Annotated in this window: 18 protein-coding genes and 1 other annotated feature; of the genes, 17 read left to right on the forward strand and 1 reads right to left on the reverse strand. The window is 48.3% G+C overall.

Features of this window, described 5'->3' with window-relative positions; translation table 11 throughout:
* Nucleotides 1–70: 70 nt before the first annotated feature.
* A complete protein-coding gene (locus ADU22_RS25380) occupies nt 71–196 on the reverse strand; it encodes a hypothetical protein (RefSeq protein WP_286132262.1) in 126 nt (41 codons plus the stop codon).
* Between the two features lie 401 nt (nt 197–597).
* Here ADU22_RS25380 and ADU22_RS05590 point away from each other — a divergent pair, with 401 nt between their 5' ends.
* The 17 genes from ADU22_RS05590 to secE all read left to right on the forward strand — a co-directional run bounded on the left by ADU22_RS05590 (nt 598) and on the right by secE (nt 16,235).
* Entirely contained in the window at nt 598–1,059 is a 462-nt protein-coding gene (locus ADU22_RS05590; RefSeq protein WP_053361292.1) for a CtsR family transcriptional regulator, read from the forward strand.
* Between the two features lie 29 nt (nt 1,060–1,088).
* Nucleotides 1,089–1,637, forward strand: a complete 549-nt coding sequence (gene mcsA, locus ADU22_RS05595) for a protein-arginine kinase activator protein McsA (RefSeq protein WP_053361293.1) — start codon at nt 1,089–1,091, stop codon at nt 1,635–1,637.
* A 2-nt stretch (nt 1,638–1,639) separates the two neighbouring features.
* Nucleotides 1,640–2,710 (forward strand): protein-arginine kinase McsB, encoded by a 1,071-nt coding sequence (gene mcsB, locus ADU22_RS05600; RefSeq protein ID WP_053361294.1) that lies wholly within the window; start codon nt 1,640–1,642, stop codon nt 2,708–2,710.
* A gap of 17 nt (nt 2,711–2,727) precedes the next feature.
* Nucleotides 2,728–5,166, forward strand: a complete 2,439-nt coding sequence (gene clpC / locus ADU22_RS05605; RefSeq protein ID WP_053361295.1) for an ATP-dependent protease ATP-binding subunit ClpC — start codon at nt 2,728–2,730, stop codon at nt 5,164–5,166.
* Between the two features lie 384 nt (nt 5,167–5,550).
* On the forward strand, nt 5,551–6,930 hold the full coding sequence (gene radA / locus ADU22_RS05610) for a DNA repair protein RadA (RefSeq protein ID WP_053361296.1): 1,380 nt from the start codon (nt 5,551–5,553) through the stop codon (nt 6,928–6,930).
* A gap of 232 nt (nt 6,931–7,162) precedes the next feature.
* Nucleotides 7,163–8,248: a PIN/TRAM domain-containing protein gene (locus tag ADU22_RS05615; protein ID WP_053361297.1), complete on the forward strand. Its 1,086-nt coding sequence runs from the start codon at nt 7,163–7,165 to the stop codon at nt 8,246–8,248.
* Between the two features lie 19 nt (nt 8,249–8,267).
* Entirely contained in the window at nt 8,268–8,957 is a 690-nt protein-coding gene (gene ispD, locus ADU22_RS05620; protein WP_053361298.1) for a 2-C-methyl-D-erythritol 4-phosphate cytidylyltransferase, read from the forward strand.
* Nucleotides 8,958–9,006: 49 nt separating this feature from the next.
* A complete protein-coding gene (gene ispF, locus ADU22_RS05625; RefSeq protein ID WP_053361299.1) occupies nt 9,007–9,483 on the forward strand; it encodes a 2-C-methyl-D-erythritol 2,4-cyclodiphosphate synthase in 477 nt (158 codons plus the stop codon).
* 34 nt (nt 9,484–9,517) lie between these two features.
* Nucleotides 9,518–10,972, forward strand: coding sequence for a glutamate--tRNA ligase (gltX, locus tag ADU22_RS05630; RefSeq protein WP_053361300.1), 1,455 nt, complete (start codon nt 9,518–9,520; stop codon nt 10,970–10,972).
* A 66-nt stretch (nt 10,973–11,038) separates the two neighbouring features.
* Nucleotides 11,039–11,256, forward strand: a binding site (T-box leader).
* Nucleotides 11,257–11,314: 58 nt separating this feature from the next.
* A complete protein-coding gene (gene cysE / locus ADU22_RS05635; RefSeq protein ID WP_053361301.1) occupies nt 11,315–11,983 on the forward strand; it encodes a serine O-acetyltransferase in 669 nt (222 codons plus the stop codon).
* Nucleotides 11,964–13,361, forward strand: coding sequence for a cysteine--tRNA ligase (gene cysS / locus ADU22_RS05640; protein WP_053361302.1), 1,398 nt, complete (start codon nt 11,964–11,966; stop codon nt 13,359–13,361). The genes cysE and cysS overlap by 20 nt, the downstream gene beginning before the upstream one ends.
* 3 nt (nt 13,362–13,364) lie before the next feature.
* Nucleotides 13,365–13,784 carry a Mini-ribonuclease 3 gene (locus ADU22_RS05645; protein WP_053361303.1) on the forward strand — a complete coding sequence of 140 codons (420 nt, stop codon included), beginning with the start codon at nt 13,365–13,367 and terminating at the stop codon, nt 13,782–13,784.
* The gene (gene rlmB / locus ADU22_RS05650) at nt 13,781–14,524 is read left to right on the forward strand and encodes a 23S rRNA (guanosine(2251)-2'-O)-methyltransferase RlmB (protein WP_046524742.1); all 744 of its coding nucleotides are present in this window, start codon (nt 13,781–13,783) and stop codon (nt 14,522–14,524) included. Before ADU22_RS05645 ends, rlmB begins: the two co-directional genes overlap by 4 nt.
* Nucleotide 14,525: 1 nt before the next feature.
* Complete coding sequence (locus ADU22_RS05655) at nt 14,526–15,035, forward strand: NYN domain-containing protein (RefSeq protein WP_053361304.1); 510 nt, start codon at nt 14,526–14,528, stop codon at nt 15,033–15,035.
* 74 nt (nt 15,036–15,109) lie between these two features.
* Entirely contained in the window at nt 15,110–15,760 is a 651-nt protein-coding gene (sigH, locus tag ADU22_RS05660) for an RNA polymerase sporulation sigma factor SigH (protein ID WP_053361305.1), read from the forward strand.
* A gap of 103 nt (nt 15,761–15,863) precedes the next feature.
* Entirely contained in the window at nt 15,864–16,013 is a 150-nt protein-coding gene (gene rpmG, locus ADU22_RS05665) for a 50S ribosomal protein L33 (RefSeq protein ID WP_053361306.1), read from the forward strand.
* Between the two features lie 42 nt (nt 16,014–16,055).
* The gene (gene secE, locus ADU22_RS05670) at nt 16,056–16,235 is read left to right on the forward strand and encodes a preprotein translocase subunit SecE (RefSeq protein WP_053361307.1); all 180 of its coding nucleotides are present in this window, start codon (nt 16,056–16,058) and stop codon (nt 16,233–16,235) included.
* Nucleotides 16,236–16,352: the final 117 nt, after the last annotated feature.

Here is a 16,352-nt window from a genome sequence, read left to right on the forward strand (position 1 = left end):
TTAATAATTCTCATGCCTCTTTGGGAATCAACAATGGATAATAACAGAGCCTTGTTTTTAAATAAAAAAATCAGGAAATGTAGATATCGGGATGAATTATGTCGATATCCTCCCAAACGGTGTAGATATAATAGCAATCTGTGTAGAAAAGCTGCCGGTTCATGAAGAAAAAGCCATTTTTCATGTAGATATCCATTTTAAAAACCCCCTCAATCTAATTTTCCCTACAGTTTGAGGGTTTTACTCTACACTTTCTTTACCAGCTTTACTCTACACTTCTTGAGTTTTTCTCTACACTTTCTGCATTTTACTCTACAAAATCCCCCATTTACTCTACAACCACCATAATCTTACAACACTCCAAATTTCCAAACTAACCGCCTTTTCCAGACTCGCAAAAAAGTTCCCGGTCCGCACTCTTTGTCGAACAAAAAAAGTTTTAAAAACGCCCTATAGGGTAAAAAGTATTATTCCTTTAACGGGTTTTACCTCTACATAAATATGGGCAGAATAGGACCACTGGAAGAATTGCATCGTGGCATGTTTTTATGTATAATTTATGTCAAAGATAGTCAAAGTCAGAATGGGGGAGGTTTAGTGAGGAATATATCGGATATCATTGAACATTACCTTAAGCAGGTATTGGAGATGAGTGAACAGGACCTCGTTGAAATCAAACGCAGTGAAATTGCCGATAAATTTCAATGCGTGCCGTCCCAGATAAATTATGTCATAAATACACGCTTTACCATTGAACGGGGATACCTTGTTGAAAGCAAGCGAGGCGGCGGGGGCTATATCCGGATTATGAAAGTGCAAAGCCATGACCATGCGCATCTGATCGACCAGCTGCTTTCGCTCGTCAGTCACCGGATTTCACAGGCCAATGCGGAGAGTATCATTCTCAGGCTGGTGGAAGAGGAAGTAATTACAGACAGGGAAGCAAAAATCATGGTAAGTGTGCTGGATCGGTCTGTTCTGCACATCGACCTGCCGCAGCGCGATGAACTTCGGTCAAGAATGCTGCAGGCAATGCTAATAGCAATCAAGTATAAATAAAACTGTAAGATATGGTGAGAGGTGAGAGCATGATTTGCCAGGAGTGTAATCAGAGGCCGGCCACACTGCATTTTACCAACTTCAGCAATGGAGAAAAAACGGAGATGCATTTATGCGAACGGTGCGCACAGGAGAAGGGCGAAATGTTTATGATGAATCAGGGCCCTGGTTTTTCCATTAACAACTTGCTGGCGGGGCTGCTGAATATGGAACCGGCCTTCAAGACTAAGGCCAAGGAGCCTTTTCCACAGGAGAAGGTCATCCAATGTGACAACTGTTCGCTGACGTTCCCGCAATTTGTGAAAATAGGCCGCTTTGGCTGTGCGCATTGCTATGATGCTTTCCGTGAACAGCTTTCTCCCGTCATCCGCAGGCTGCATAGCGGGAATTCAACCCATAACGGCAAGGTTCCGCAGCGGATTGGCGGCTCTATCCAACTGCAGCGAAATATCGCGTCATTGAAAAATACCTTGAGCGAGCACATCGCCCGGGAAGAATTTGAAAAAGCTGTAGAGCTAAGAGACCAAATCCGCGCATTGGAGAAAGAGCTGGCTGAAAAGCAAAGGGGAGGGGAATAAGGGTGTCTTTGGAACGATTTATCAATCAGGCAGTAAGCTCCTGGATGAGTGAAGACGGGCCAGACTCAGACATTGTCCTCAGCTCCCGTATTCGTTTAGCCAGGAATCTTAAAGCGATGAAGTTTCCGGCACTTGCTTCCGGCAAGGAATCAGGAGAAGTGATCTCACATGTTAAAGAGATGCTTCGGCAGGGGTGTCCCTCAAGGTTTGGTCCACTGGAACTGCTGAAAATGGAAGAGATCCAGCCTCTGCAAAAAAGAGTGCTGGTCGAGAAGCATTTAATCAGCCCGCACCTTGCAGAGCACTCGCCTCATGGCGCCATTCTTTTATCGGAAAATGAACAGGTAAGCATCATGCTGAATGAGGAAGACCATATCCGCATCCAATGCTTGTTCCCGGGTCATCAATTATCCGAAGCTCTCCAGGTGGCGAATGAAATGGATGACTGGCTTGAAGGGGGCATTGATTATGCTTTTGATGAGCAGTATGGCTATTTGACCAGCTGCCCGACAAATGCAGGCACAGGTTTAAGGGCTTCCGTGATGATGCATTTGCCTGGACTGGTGCTTACCCAGCAGTTAAACAGGATTTTGCCGGCGATCAACCAGCTTGGCTTGGTGGTTAGGGGAATTTACGGCGAAGGCAGTGAAGCGCTGGGGAACATTTTTCAAATCTCCAACCAAATCACTTTGGGAAAATCGGAAGATGATATTGTAGAAGATTTAAAAAGTGTCGTTTCCCAGCTGATTTCTCAGGAAAGGTCAGCGCGGGAAGCATTAGCCAAAACCTCAAACATACAATTAGAAGACCGAGTGTTCCGCTCTTATGGGACATTGGCAAACAGCAGGATCATCGAGACAAAGGAAGCGGCCAGCTGCTTGTCCGATGTCCGGCTTGGCATAGATATGGGGTATATCAAAAACATTTCAAAGAACATCTTGAATGAATTAATGATCCTGACACAGCCAGGTTTTTTACAACAATATGCAGGAGGGCCGCTGCGTCCTGAAGAAAGGGATATCCGCAGGGCGGCCCTGATCAGGGAAAGAATGAAGATGGAATTGAGCCAATAATAAGGAGGATGAGCTTTATGATGTTTGGACGGTTTACTGAAAGAGCGCAAAAAGTACTTGCTTTGGCACAGGAAGAAGCAATTCGCCTTGGACATAACAATATTGGAACGGAACATGTCCTCCTCGGCCTTGTACGGGAAGGGGAAGGGATTGCCGCGAAGGCACTTTATGGACTTGGCCTGGGTGCCGAAAAGATTCAGAAGGAAGTAGAAAACCTGATTGGCAGGGGCCAGGAAGGCTCACAGACAATCCACTACACCCCAAGGGCGAAAAAGGTTATTGAACTATCAATGGATGAGGCAAGAAAGCTGGGCCACTCCTATGTGGGAACGGAACATATCCTCCTTGGCCTTATCCGTGAGGGTGAAGGCGTCGCTGCAAGGGTTCTGAACAATCTCGGGGTAAGCTTGAATAAAGCGCGGCAGCAAGTGCTGCAGCTTCTGGGCAGCAATGAGTCTTCAGGCCATCAGGGAGGCGGTGCCGTCCATGCAAATACGCCTACCCTAGACAGCCTGGCAAGGGATCTGACAGCCATAGCCCGTGAAGGAAGCCTTGATCCTGTAATTGGAAGGAGCAAGGAAATCCAGAGGGTAATCGAGGTATTGAGCCGCCGGACAAAGAACAACCCTGTATTGATTGGTGAGCCAGGGGTAGGTAAGACAGCAATTGCTGAAGGCCTGGCCCAGCAGATCGTAAATAATGAAGTACCGGAAATTCTCCGTGACAAAAGGGTTATGACTCTTGATATGGGTACAGTTGTCGCCGGGACAAAATACCGCGGCGAATTTGAAGACCGCCTGAAAAAGGTGATGGATGAGATTCGCCAGGCAGGAAATATCATTCTCTTCATTGACGAACTGCACACCCTGATTGGGGCCGGCGGTGCGGAAGGTGCGATTGATGCATCGAATATCCTCAAGCCTTCGCTCGCCCGTGGAGAACTGCAGTGCATCGGTGCCACTACTCTTGATGAGTATCGTAAATATATTGAAAAAGATGCTGCCCTTGAGCGCCGTTTCCAGCCAATTACGGTGGATGAGCCGACAGCAGCGGAATCTGTTCAGATTTTAAAAGGCCTGAGAGACCGTTATGAAGCCCATCACAGGGTATCCATTACCGATGAAGCGATTGAAGCGGCGGTAAAGCTTTCTGACCGCTATATATCCGACCGTTTCCTTCCGGATAAGGCGATCGACCTGATTGACGAGGCCGGTTCCAAGGTACGCCTGCGTTCCTATACGACACCTCCGAACCTTAAGGAGCTTGAAGCAAAGCTTGAAGAAGTGCGCAAGGAAAAGGATGCATCTGTGCAAAGCCAGGAATTTGAAAAAGCTGCTTCCCTGAGGGATACGGAACAGCGCCTCCGCGAGCAGCTTGAAAATACCAAGAAATCCTGGAAAGAAAAGCAGGGCCAGGAAAACAGCGAAGTAACGGTCGATGACATTGCCCATGTTGTCTCAAGCTGGACGGGGGTTCCTGTTTCCAAGCTGGCTCAGACAGAGACGCAAAAACTGTTGAAGCTGGAAGAAATTTTGCACTCCCGCCTAATTGGGCAGGAGGAAGCGGTCAAGGCTGTTTCAAAAGCTGTCCGCCGGGCAAGGGCTGGATTAAAAGATCCAAAGCGCCCAATCGGATCCTTCATTTTCCTCGGGCCTACCGGGGTCGGAAAGACAGAATTGGCCAGAGCGCTGGCAGAAGCGATGTTCGGGGACGAAGATGCGATGATCCGCGTCGATATGTCCGAGTACATGGAAAAGCACTCGACTTCCCGTCTGGTTGGTTCCCCTCCAGGATATGTGGGATATGATGAGGGCGGCCAGCTGACGGAGAAGGTCCGCAGAAAGCCATATTCCGTTGTGCTTCTTGATGAAATCGAGAAAGCCCATCCGGATGTATTCAATATTCTTTTACAGGTGCTCGAAGACGGCCGCTTGACAGACTCGAAGGGAAGGACAGTCGATTTCCGCAACACCGTCCTGATCATGACGTCCAACGTCGGTGCAGAGGCGCTGAAGCGCAATAAATATGTCGGCTTCAATATCCAGGATGGAGACCAGAATTACAAGGATATGAAGGGCAATGTAATGGAGGAACTGAAGAAAGCGTTCCGCCCAGAGTTCCTTAACCGTATCGATGAGATCATTGTCTTCCATGCCCTTGAAAAAGAGCATTTGAAGCAGATTGTGACGCTTATGTCCGACCAGCTTGTGAAGCGCCTTGTTGAACAGGACATCAACCTTGAGCTGACAGAAGCAGCCAAGGAAAAAATTTCGGAGGAAGGCTACGATCCGGAATACGGAGCACGTCCTCTCCGCCGGGCTATCCAAAAGCATATTGAAGACCAGCTTTCTGAAGAGCTGCTTAAAGGCACGGTCCTTAAGGGACAAAAAGTCACCATTGATGTCGAGGACGGCCAATTTACCGTAAAAACACCGGAGGGTACGACGAATAAATAAGATCCATATTTAAAATAAAGAGGTATACGTATGACAGTGTACGTATACCTCTTTTATTACAATAAGGTATCAAGTGCTGAAGAAATGAAACAATATTCATGCTGAATCGTCTTATACATATCGGAACCAACACGCTTGCGCTTTTCGAAGTAAGATATAGTGTGAATTTGGACACTTAGATAACTGTCCAGCTCCAGCGCCTAGCCAGTTTTCAACTTGGCTTAGCTTCCGTGAATATCTTGCGATAAGCGGAGCTTTGAGCAGCTCGAGTCATAAGCCACTCAAGAATTGAAGGCCAATAACGCCTTCTATTCTTGAGCGTCTTATGCAAGTCGGGTCTGACCAAGGCGTTTGAGCTTTACTAGATGAGGAGTAGAAGTAATAATGGCTAAACGTAAAACAAAATTCATGTGCCAGGAATGTGGGTACGAGTCTCCTAAATGGATGGGGAAATGTCCGGGGTGCGGCCAGTGGAACAAGATGGTGGAGGAAACGGAAAGCTCCGGAGGCGGCCGCAAAGGGGCCTTCATCCACTCTAACACCACCGGGATTAAACCAAAGGCAACGCCTATTACCTCGATTGAAACCATCAGTGAGCCGAGGATACATACTGAAATGAGAGAGCTCAACAGGGTCCTTGGCGGCGGGGTTGTAAAGGGCTCGCTTGTTCTGATCGGCGGCGACCCAGGTATCGGAAAGTCGACCCTCCTTCTGCAGGTCTCTTTCCAGCTGGCCAAGATTGGCCAGTCGGTGCTTTATATTTCCGGCGAAGAGTCGATGCGGCAGACAAAGCTGAGGGCAGACAGGCTGGGAGTGGCATCCGACAATCTTCTTGTCTATTCCGAAACCAACCTGGAAGAAATCAGCCTGACGATTGAAAAGAACGACCCCGATTTTGTTATCGTGGATTCCATCCAGACGGTGTACCATCCGGAAGTCACCTCGGCCCCTGGAAGTGTCTCTCAGGTGCGAGAGTGTACAGCCGAGCTGATGAGGATTGCCAAGACTAAGGGCGTGGCCATTTTCATTGTTGGGCATGTAACAAAGGAAGGCTCCATCGCAGGGCCGCGCCTGTTGGAGCATATGGTGGACACGGTCCTCTATTTTGAAGGAGAGAGGCACCACACCTACCGTATATTGCGAGCCGTTAAAAATCGATTTGGATCAACAAACGAAATGGGTATTTTCGAAATGAAGGAGGCCGGGCTCGAGGAGGTCGCCAACCCTTCGGAAATCTTCCTGGAAGAGCGTTCGCAGGGGGCCTCCGGATCCACTGTGGTGGCGTCCATGGAGGGGACACGCCCGGTTCTGGTGGAAATTCAGGCGCTGATTTCGCCGACAAGCTTTGGAAATCCGCGCAGGATGGCGACCGGTATTGACCATAACCGGGTAAGCCTGCTGATGGCGGTACTCGAGAAACGGGTCGGTCTTCTGCTTGCGAACCAGGATGCGTATTTAAAGGTGGCAGGCGGAGTCAAACTGGATGAACCGGCGATTGATCTGGCCATTGCGGTCAGCATTGCATCCAGCTTCCGGGATAAGCCGACGCGCGCTTCAGACTGCATCATCGGTGAGGTCGGCCTCACAGGGGAAGTGCGGCGTGTCTCACGAATTGAGCAGAGGGTGCAGGAAGCGGCAAAACTTGGCTTTGAAAGAGTCATTCTGCCGGAGAACAATCTGGGCGGCTGGACTTGTCCTCCCGGCATCACACTGATTGGAGTCACTTCGGTCAGTGAGGCATTGAAGGCTGTCCTTGAGGGTTAGACATAAAAGGGAGGCCATTTGGACCATGGCCACATCAAAAAATAGGTAATTTTCCATATGTTGACAAATTAATGCCATTGGTGCTACTTTATAGGAAATACCAGAGTGGATGGTATTGGTATTACAGATGCATTTTAAAAGTGTTCCCGCGATTAACAAACAGTAAAAATCTTATTAAGCGAAGGTTTCAATTTATAGAATTTGTTTATAATGAGAACAAGGAGGTGAAGGAATGTTAAGACGTATCATTCAAGCCTGCTTCCTCATCATTGGAGGAACGCTTGGAATATTCTTAATTCCTGATTTGCTATCGTTAGTCGGCATGGAAGATTTTCACCTGGTTGCCAACCCGTATGTTTCTGCTGTACTTGGTGCACTTATCTTTTATTTAATTTCTTTTTGGGCGGTTGACCCTGTCACAAACTTTGTCAAATGGGCAGAAGAGTCATTGATTAAAGCGCCGATTACAGATGTTTTATTTGGCAGCATTGGCTTGTTCTTCGGCCTTTTGGTGGCCTTTTTAATCGGATTTGCCCTTAATGCAGTCCAAGTGCCAATCGTGAATACAGTAGCCCCTATCCTGCTCACTCTTTTATTCGGATACCTCGGTTTTCAGGTAGGCTTCAAGAAGCGGGATGAACTTCTCGGCCTTTTTTCAAAGGGCAAGAAAAAGGGAAGCGAAGAGGAAGAGACGGAAAAGGAAGCCGAAGGAACATGGAAAATCCTTGATACTAGCGTCATTATCGATGGGAGAATTGCGGATATTTGCAAGACTGGTTTTCTTGAAGGCATCATCGTCATTCCCCAGTTTGTGCTGGGAGAGCTGCAGCATATCGCGGATTCTTCGGATGCCCTGAAACGAAACCGCGGCCGGCGGGGGCTTGATATCCTGAACCGGATCCAGAAGGAACTGGCAATCAAAGTCCAGGTCTATGAGGGAGATTTTGATGAAATCAATGAAGTAGATTCGAAGCTCGTCAAACTTGCCAAGCTGACAAATGGTGTCGTTGTGACCAACGATTTTAATTTAAACAAGGTATGCGAACTTCAGGGAGTTCCGGTATTGAATATCAATGATCTTGCCAATGCGGTGAAGCCGGTTGTCCTGCCCGGGGAGGAGCTCAGCATCCAGGTAATCAAGGATGGCAAGGAGCATAATCAGGGCATTGCCTATCTGGATGATGGTACGATGATTGTTGTGGAAGAAGGACGGGATTATATCGGCAAGCGAATTGATGTTCTGGTCACAAGTGTTCTCCAGACATCTGCAGGCAGAATGATTTTTGCCAAGCCCAAGTTATTGGAAAAAGCGCTATAGAGAGATAGGAGTTTTGGATATGGCTTACCAGGTCATTATTCCGGCTGCTGGCCAGGGAAAGAGGATGGGAGCAGGAAAGAATAAGCTTTATTTGACACTGGAGGATACTCCGGTTCTGATTCACACGTTAAGGGTCTTTGATGAGGATGAAGAATGCGGCGGAATGATACTTGCCATTCATCCTGAAGATGAGGCCCAATTCAAGGATTTGATCCATTTTTATGGAATCCGGAAGGTCACCTCCATGGTCCATGGAGGCAGGGAACGCCAGGATAGTGTCTATAGTGGTGTAAAGGTGCTCGGGGAGGAAGGAATTGTCCTTGTCCACGACGCCGCCCGCCCTTTTATAAAAAAGGAGACCATCCATTCCCTTGTCCGTGAGGCGGAAATGGATGGTGCAGCCATCGCGGCAGTACCAGTCAAGGATACAATCAAAAGAGCAGAAGGCGACATGGTAACAGAAACAATTGAGCGTTCAAGCTTGTGGGCTGTCCAAACCCCACAGGCTTTTCGCATTTCCGTTCTCCGGAACGCTCACGAAAAGGCAGTCAAGGAAGGGTTCACGGGCACCGATGATGCAAGCCTGGTCGAACGGCTTCCGCATAAAGTCGCGATAATTGAAGGCGATTATGATAATATAAAGCTGACCACACCGGAAGATGTGTTTTTTGCCGAAGCAATTTTAAAAAAGCGGAAGCAGTTAGGATAGGCAGCCTGATGCTGCCATCCATGAACTTTAATAAAAGGAGCAAGTTCAGATGTTTCGAATTGGACAAGGTTTTGATGTACACCAGCTGACAGAGGGAAGGCCGCTGATCATCGGCGGAATTGAAATCCCTTATGAAAAGGGGCTGCTGGGGCATTCTGATGCAGATGTGCTTTTGCATACGGTAGCCGATGCCTGTCTTGGCGCGATTGGCGAAGGGGATATTGGCCAGCATTTTCCTGACACGGACCCAGCGTTCAAGGATGCTGATTCGGCAAAGCTGATGGAGCATGTCTGGGAAATCGTAAAGGAAAAAGGCTACAAGCTGGTGAATGCCGACTGCACGATTATTGCCCAGCAGCCTAAAATGGCTCCATACATCGGGCAAATAAGGGACCGGGTGGCCGAGCTGCTCGAAGCATCGGCCGAACAGGTCAACATAAAGGCTACGACCACGGAAAAACTAGGTTTTACCGGCCGCGGAGAAGGGATTGCCGCCCAGGTGGCACTTCTGCTGCAAAAGGCATAAGCACTCGCAGGCTTACTATTTAAGGAGGATTTATATGTCAGAAATTCGCGTTCGTTATGCCCCGAGCCCAACGGGACATTTACATATCGGAAACGCCCGCACCGCATTGTTCAACTACCTGTATGCACGCAGCCKGGGCGGCAAATTCATTATCCGGATAGAGGATACCGACCTGAAAAGAAATATTGAAGGCGGGGAAGAGAGCCAGCTTCATTACTTGAAGTGGCTTGGCATGGATTGGGACGAGAGCATTGATGTCGGCGGGGAATATGGCCCTTACCGACAGTCCGAACGGATTGAAATTTATAATAAGTATACAGATGAGCTCTTTGAAAAGGGGCTTGCCTATAAATGCTATTGTACAGAAGAAGAGCTGGAGGCAGAGCGTGAGGCTCAGATGGAACGGAATGAGACGCCAAAGTACTCCGGCAGATGCCGCCATCTTACAGAGGAAGACAGGGAGAGCTTTGAAAAGGAAGGCCGCAAGCCAAGCATCCGCTTTAAAGTGGCTTCCGGAGAAGTCCTTGAATTCGATGATATGGTTAAAGGCAGTGTTTCCTTTGAGTCGGACGGCTTCGGAGACTTTGTCATCGTAAAAAAAGATGGAATCCCTACTTACAACTATGCGGTCGTCCTTGATGACCACCTGATGAAAATTTCACATGTACTCCGCGGTGATGACCATATTTCCAATACGCCAAAGCAGCTGTTAATCTACAAGGCCTTTGGCTGGACTCCGCCGGTATTCGGGCATATGACGCTGATTGTCAATGAAAGCAGGAAAAAGCTCAGCAAGCGTGATGAATCGATCATCCAGTTTATTGAACAGTATGAAGCATTGGGCTATTTGCCTGAAGCGTTGTTCAACTTTATTGCCTTGCTTGGATGGTCCCCGTCAGGCGAGGAGGAAATCTTCTCGAAAGAAGAGTTCATTGAGATGTTTGATCCTGCCCGTCTTTCAAAGTCTCCGGCCTTGTTTGACCGCCAAAAGCTTACCTGGATGAACAACCAGTATATGAAAAAGGCTGACCTTGACAAAGTGGTCGCACTGTCTGTCCCTCATTTGGAGAAGGCTGGAAAGCTTGAGAAGGAGCGCAGTGCGGAAGAAGACAGCTGGGTCCGCAGTTTAATCTCCCTCTATCAGGAGAAAATGAGCTTTGGTGCCGAAATTGTCGAGATGTCGGAAATCTTCTTCCAGGATGAAGTCCGGTTTGAAGAAGAAGCAAAGGAAGTATTGGCAGGGGAACAGGTTCCTGAAGTGCTCTCTGCCTTCCTTGATGAAGTTGAAGCACTGCCCGAGTTTACGGCAGACAAAATCAAAGGGGCCGTTAAGGCGGTCCAAAAGGGCACAGGCCATAAAGGCCAGAAACTGTTCATGCCAATCCGCGCGGCAGTCACGGGACAAACACATGGTCCGGATTTGATGCTGGCAATTGAGCTTCTTGGCAAGGAAACGGTAAAGAAAAGAGTCTCCAGCCTGCTTGGCTAAAAACTTTTTTACCAAGATGGTTAACAGACAGGGCAAAATATAATATAGTAAAAGTAATTCCATAAAATGAAAGTGTTGAAGAGGATAAGTAAAAAAGTGATGCTTCACCAGAGAGAACCATCAGCGGCTGAAAGTGGTTCGGGCCCCTCGCTTTTTGAAATGCACCTCCGAGTCTCCGGGTGAACGAGTGAACCTACTAGTCCGGAGCGGGTCCGCCCGTTAACAGGCTGAAGTTGGGGCCCAAAGCCCAAACAGAGTGGAACCGCGCAATAGGCGTCTCTGTCGGAAACGACAGGGGCGTTTTTTATTTACAGAAAAAAGGCAGGATAAGGGGGAGAAGAGATGTTTAAGAAATTGAAGGAAGATATCGAGGTAATATTTGAACAGGACCCTGCCGCAAGGTCTTACATGGAAGTGATACTCACGTATTCCGGCCTGCATGCGATTTGGTCCCACAGGCTCGCCCATGCCTTATATAAGCGGAGATTCTTCTTTTTGGCCAGATTGATTTCGCAAATCAGCCGGTTCTTCACCGGGATTGAAATCCATCCCGGAGCCAGGATCGGCCGGCGGCTGTTTATTGACCATGGCATGGGAGTGGTCATTGGGGAGACCTGCGAGATTGGTGACAATGTGACGATTTACCAAGGTGTTACCTTGGGGGGAACAGGCAAGGAAAAGGGCAAGCGCCACCCAACGGTTAAAGACAATGCACTGATTGCCACAGGAGCGAAAGTTCTTGGTTCCATTACGATTGGCGAGAACTCCAAGGTTGGCGGCGGTTCCGTGGTATTGAAGGATGTTCCGCCAAACTCCACCGTGGTTGGAGTTCCTGGACGTGTAGTGATGCAGGATGGAGTGAGGGTAAAAAAAGATTTGAACCACTCGGACCTTCCAGACCCGATTGCAGACCGTTTTAAAACCCTTGAAGATGAAATGGTTTCGCTTCACAGGGAGCTTGCGGAATTGAAGGAAGAAAGGAGCAAAGTGAATGCCAATTCAAATATATAATACACTGACTCGTAAAAAAGAGGACTTTATACCTTTGGAAGAGGGAAAGGTCAAAATGTATGTTTGCGGGCCTACGGTCTATAACTATATCCATATCGGAAATGCACGGCCGGCAATCGTGTTTGATACTGTCCGCCGCTATCTTGAATTCAGGGGCTTTGATGTGAGGTTTATTTCAAACTTCACCGATGTCGACGATAAGCTTATCAGGGCAGCCAATGAACTCGGGGAAGAGGTGCCGGCCATCGCGGAGCGGTTTATCAATGCCTACTTTGAAGACGTTTCGGCATTGGGCTGCAAAAAGGCAGATGCCCATCCACGTGTGACAGAGACGATGGATTTGATCATTGAGTTCATTGAGGCTTTGATTGAAAAGGGATTTGCCTATGAATCAGGCGGGGATGTCTATTACCGTACCCGTGAGTTCGGGGAATATGGCAAGCTTTCACACCAGTCGATTGACGAACTGAAGGTGGGGGCACGGATCCAGGTGGGCGAAAAGAAACAGGATGCCCTGGATTTTGCCCTTTGGAAAAGTGCGAAAGAAGGCGAAATTGCCTGGGACAGTCCCTGGGGCAAAGGCCGGCCTGGCTGGCATATTGAGTGCTCGGCAATGGCGCGGCAATATCTTGGCGATACGATTGATATCCACGCCGGTGGACAGGACCTGGCCTTCCCGCATCATGAAAATGAAATTGCGCAATCCGAGGCCCTAACAGGAAAACCGTTCGCCCGTTATTGGATGCACAATGGCTACATTAATATTGACAACGAGAAAATGTCGAAATCCCTTGGGAATTTCGTCCTCGTCCATGACATCATTAAAAAGCATGACCCGCAGGTATTAAGGTTCTTCATGCTGTCGGTCCATTACCGCAACCCGATCAACTACAGTGAGGAATTGCTTGAAAATACAAAAGCGGCGTTTGAAAGACTGAAGACCTCCTACCAAAACCTTAAGCACCGGAAAGGCGCAAGCACGAACCTGACACAGGATAACCAGGAATGGCTGGATAAAATCAAGGCTCTCCGTGAACAGTTTGTAATCGAAATGGACGATGATTTTAATACTGCGAATGCTGTATCAGTCCTGTTTGATTTATCCAAGCTTGCGAATCTTTACTTGCTGGAAAAGAATACGTCGGAAGAAGTCATCGAGGCATTCACAAGTGAGTTTGACCTGCTATTTGGAACCCTTGGCCTTAATCTTGGGGAGGAAGAACTGCTTGATGAGGAAATCGAGGCGCTGATCCAAAAACGGAACCAGGCAAGGAAAGACCGGGACTTCCAGTTGTCCGACCAGATACGCGACCAGCTGAAAGAGATGAATATCATCCTCGAAGACACGGCCCAGGGTACAAGATGGAAAAGAGGGTAAGGAATGATTTCGGATACAGGCAAGATTGATGAAAAACAGTTGAACAGCCTCGCACTCGCTTACATGGGTGACGCCGTCTTTGAAAAATATGTACGGCTTCACCTGCTGGAAAGCGGGAAGGTAAGGCCTCATAAGCTTCATAAGGAGGCGACCAGATTCGTATCCGCCAAGGCGCAGTCAAGGATCATCCATGATTTTATGGACAAGGGGGTCCTGACGGAAGAGGAAACGGCGGTGGTCAAAAGAGGCAGGAACGCCAAATCGGGAACAGTCCCGAAAAATACGGACGTCCAGACCTACCGTTACAGCACGGCGTTTGAAGCGCTGATCGGCTACCTGTTCCTTGCCGGCCGGAATGAGCGGCTGGAAGAGCTGATACAGGCTGCGTTTTTAATTGTTGAAGAGGGAGGAATATCATCATGAGCGAGGAGTATATCGCCGGGAAAAACCCAGTAATCGAAGCTTTAAAATCAGGCCGCGATATCAATAAAATCCTTATTGCGGAAGGTTCCCAGCGAGGGCAGATGCAGCAGGTGGCAAAGCTGTCAAAAGAGGCGAATGTCATCGTCCAGTTTGTACCGAAGAAAAAGCTGGACCAGCTGTATGAAGGAAACCACCAGGGAGTGGTTGCCCAGGTGGCAGCCTATGAATATGCGGAACTGGATGATTTATTCGCAGCCGCCGAGAAAAGAAATGAAGCACCATTTTTCCTGCTTCTGGATGAAATTGAGGATCCCCACAACCTCGGATCGATCATGAGAACAGCCGATGCAACGGGAGCTCACGGCATCATCATTCCAAAAAGGAGGGCGGTTGGACTCACTGCCACGGTTGCCAAAGCCTCTACAGGCGCAATCGAGCATATCCCTGTAGTCCGTGTGACCAACATGTCGAGGACAATTGAAGAGCTGAAAGAGCGGGGTGTCTGGATTGCCGGGACTGATGCATCGGCAAAGGAAGATTATCGCCAGTTTGACGGATCCATTCCGCTAGGACTGGTCATTGGCAGTGAAGGAAAAGGCATGGGACGGATTATCCGCGAGAAATGCGACTTCTTGCTCAGCCTGCCTATGGCAGGGCATGTGACCTCCCTTAATGCCTCAGTAGCTGCAGCACTTCTTATGTATGAAGTGTACCGTAAACGCCATCCCCTAGGACAGTAGCATGGATATCCTGCTTGTTGACGGATATAACATCATTGGGGCTTGGCCGGAACTCAGGGCCCTCAAGAATAAGGACCTGGCGTCGGCGCGGGATCTTCTGGTGGAGAAGATGGCCGAGTATCAGGCCTATACAGGGTACCGGGTCATTGTCGTATTTGATGCGTATTATGTGCAAGGCACGGAAAAGAAGCTGAAAAACCACAAGGTCGAAGTCATTTTTACCAGGGAAAATGAGACAGCCGACGAACGGATTGAGAAGATGGCGATTGATTTGGGCAATCGCCTGACCCAGATTCATGTGGCTACATCCGACTTCACGGAGCAATGGGCGATTTTTGGGCAGGGGGCATTGAGAAAATCGGCAAGAGAGCTGCTGACGGAAATCAATGTCATCGAACAGAAAATTGAAAAGCGCGTCCAAAAAATCCAGGAGAGGAAGCCGGTCAGTAAAATCCCGCTCAGCAGCGAAGTGGCCGAAATTTTTGAAAAGTGGCGCCGCGGCGGGGAATGAGCGGTTGAACAAAGGGCCAAGACTGCTGTATAATATTTCTAACTATGGAAAAGTTCGGGGCGGAGGGATTGTGTGTGAGTGCTGATTTCGGAGTTGAACAGGCCATCCAATACAAGGACCTTGAAGACGAAGAAATAGTGGAGGCCGTTCATCGGGGAGAAAGCGAAGCCCTGGATTTTTTGATTCATAAGTACCGCAATTTTGTCCGTGCAAAAGCGAGATCCTACTTCCTGATAGGAGCGGATAAAGAAGATATTGTCCAGGAAGGGATGATCGGCCTTTACAAGGCTATCCGGGATTTCCGGGAGGACAAGCTGACCTCCTTCAAGGCATTTGCCGAGCTTTGCATCACCCGGCAGATCATCACCGCCATTAAAACAGCCACGAGGCAAAAGCATATTCCGCTCAATTCGTACGTATCCCTTGACAAACCGATTTATGATGAGGAATCCGACCGGACGCTGATGGATGTCCTGTCAGGAGCAAAGGCAATGGATCCTGAGGAGCTAATCATCAGCCGGGAAGAGTTTGACCAGATCGAGGTAAAAATGAGCGAGCTGCTTAGCGACCTTGAAAGAAAGGTGCTGGCGCTTTATCTGGAAGGGCAGTCCTACCAGGAGATATCGGAGGAGCTTAACCGGCATGTTAAATCGATCGACAATGCTCTCCAAAGGGTGAAACGGAAACTGGAAAGATATCTGGAAGGAAGGGAGCTTTCTGTTTAGCACCTGAGGCAATATATATCCTTCAAACATGCTTCGGCACTTATTGACACAATCTGTAAGCCATGATACTTTTATAAAGACATAATTTTAGGGTGTATTTTTTATGGGACAAAAGATAACGCTTGCTTGTGCACAGTGCGGTTCCCGCAATTATTCGACCGCAAGCAGCAAGGATCAGCAGGCTGAGCGGCTGGAAGTCAGGAAATTCTGCAAAAGCTGCAACGCCCATACGGTCCACCGGGAAACGAAATAGCTCAAAGTCTAATGCTATCCCCAGAAGTTGGAGGTTACAAATATGCGCATCACTAAGTTTTTTCCTGAAGTCGCAAGTGAAATGAGAAAAGTAAGCTGGCCAAAGCGCAAGCAGCTGGGGAGATATACAGTCATTGTATTGACGACCGTTCTCTTCATGGCCCTGTTCTTCACAGTAGTTGACCTTGGAATTTCCGAATTGATTCGTTTAATCCTTGAATAACCCCTGCATTCTCATGGTATAATGGAGAATAACGCAGGATAAATGTACAAAAGCCCGGTTAACGGGTTTTTTCGTTTGTTTAAAATAAAATGGAATGCTGGCCAAGCTGTCCAGCTG

This window comes from Bacillus sp. FJAT-27251 (assembly GCF_001273925.1).
Taxonomy (GTDB): domain Bacteria; phylum Bacillota; class Bacilli; order Bacillales; family Cytobacillaceae; genus Mesobacillus_B.

Coding starts and splice junctions, on each gene's coding strand:
- ADU22_RS25380 (WP_286132262.1), bottom strand. CDS start 196: ATGGATATCTACATGAAAAATGGCTTTTTCTTCATGAACCGGCAGCTT.
- mcsA (WP_053361293.1), top strand. CDS start 1,089: ATGATTTGCCAGGAGTGTAATCAGAGGCCGGCCACACTGCATTTTACC.
- clpC (WP_053361295.1), top strand. CDS start 2,728: ATGATGTTTGGACGGTTTACTGAAAGAGCGCAAAAAGTACTTGCTTTG.
- radA (WP_053361296.1), top strand. CDS start 5,551: ATGGCTAAACGTAAAACAAAATTCATGTGCCAGGAATGTGGGTACGAG.
- ADU22_RS05615 (WP_053361297.1), top strand. CDS start 7,163: ATGTTAAGACGTATCATTCAAGCCTGCTTCCTCATCATTGGAGGAACG.
- ispD (WP_053361298.1), top strand. CDS start 8,268: ATGGCTTACCAGGTCATTATTCCGGCTGCTGGCCAGGGAAAGAGGATG.
- ispF (WP_053361299.1), top strand. CDS start 9,007: ATGTTTCGAATTGGACAAGGTTTTGATGTACACCAGCTGACAGAGGGA.
- cysE (WP_053361301.1), top strand. CDS start 11,315: ATGTTTAAGAAATTGAAGGAAGATATCGAGGTAATATTTGAACAGGAC.
- cysS (WP_053361302.1), top strand. CDS start 11,964: ATGCCAATTCAAATATATAATACACTGACTCGTAAAAAAGAGGACTTT.
- ADU22_RS05645 (WP_053361303.1), top strand. CDS start 13,365: ATGATTTCGGATACAGGCAAGATTGATGAAAAACAGTTGAACAGCCTC.
- rlmB (WP_046524742.1), top strand. CDS start 13,781: ATGAGCGAGGAGTATATCGCCGGGAAAAACCCAGTAATCGAAGCTTTA.
- ADU22_RS05655 (WP_053361304.1), top strand. CDS start 14,526: ATGGATATCCTGCTTGTTGACGGATATAACATCATTGGGGCTTGGCCG.
- rpmG (WP_053361306.1), top strand. CDS start 15,864: ATGGGACAAAAGATAACGCTTGCTTGTGCACAGTGCGGTTCCCGCAAT.
- secE (WP_053361307.1), top strand. CDS start 16,056: ATGCGCATCACTAAGTTTTTTCCTGAAGTCGCAAGTGAAATGAGAAAA.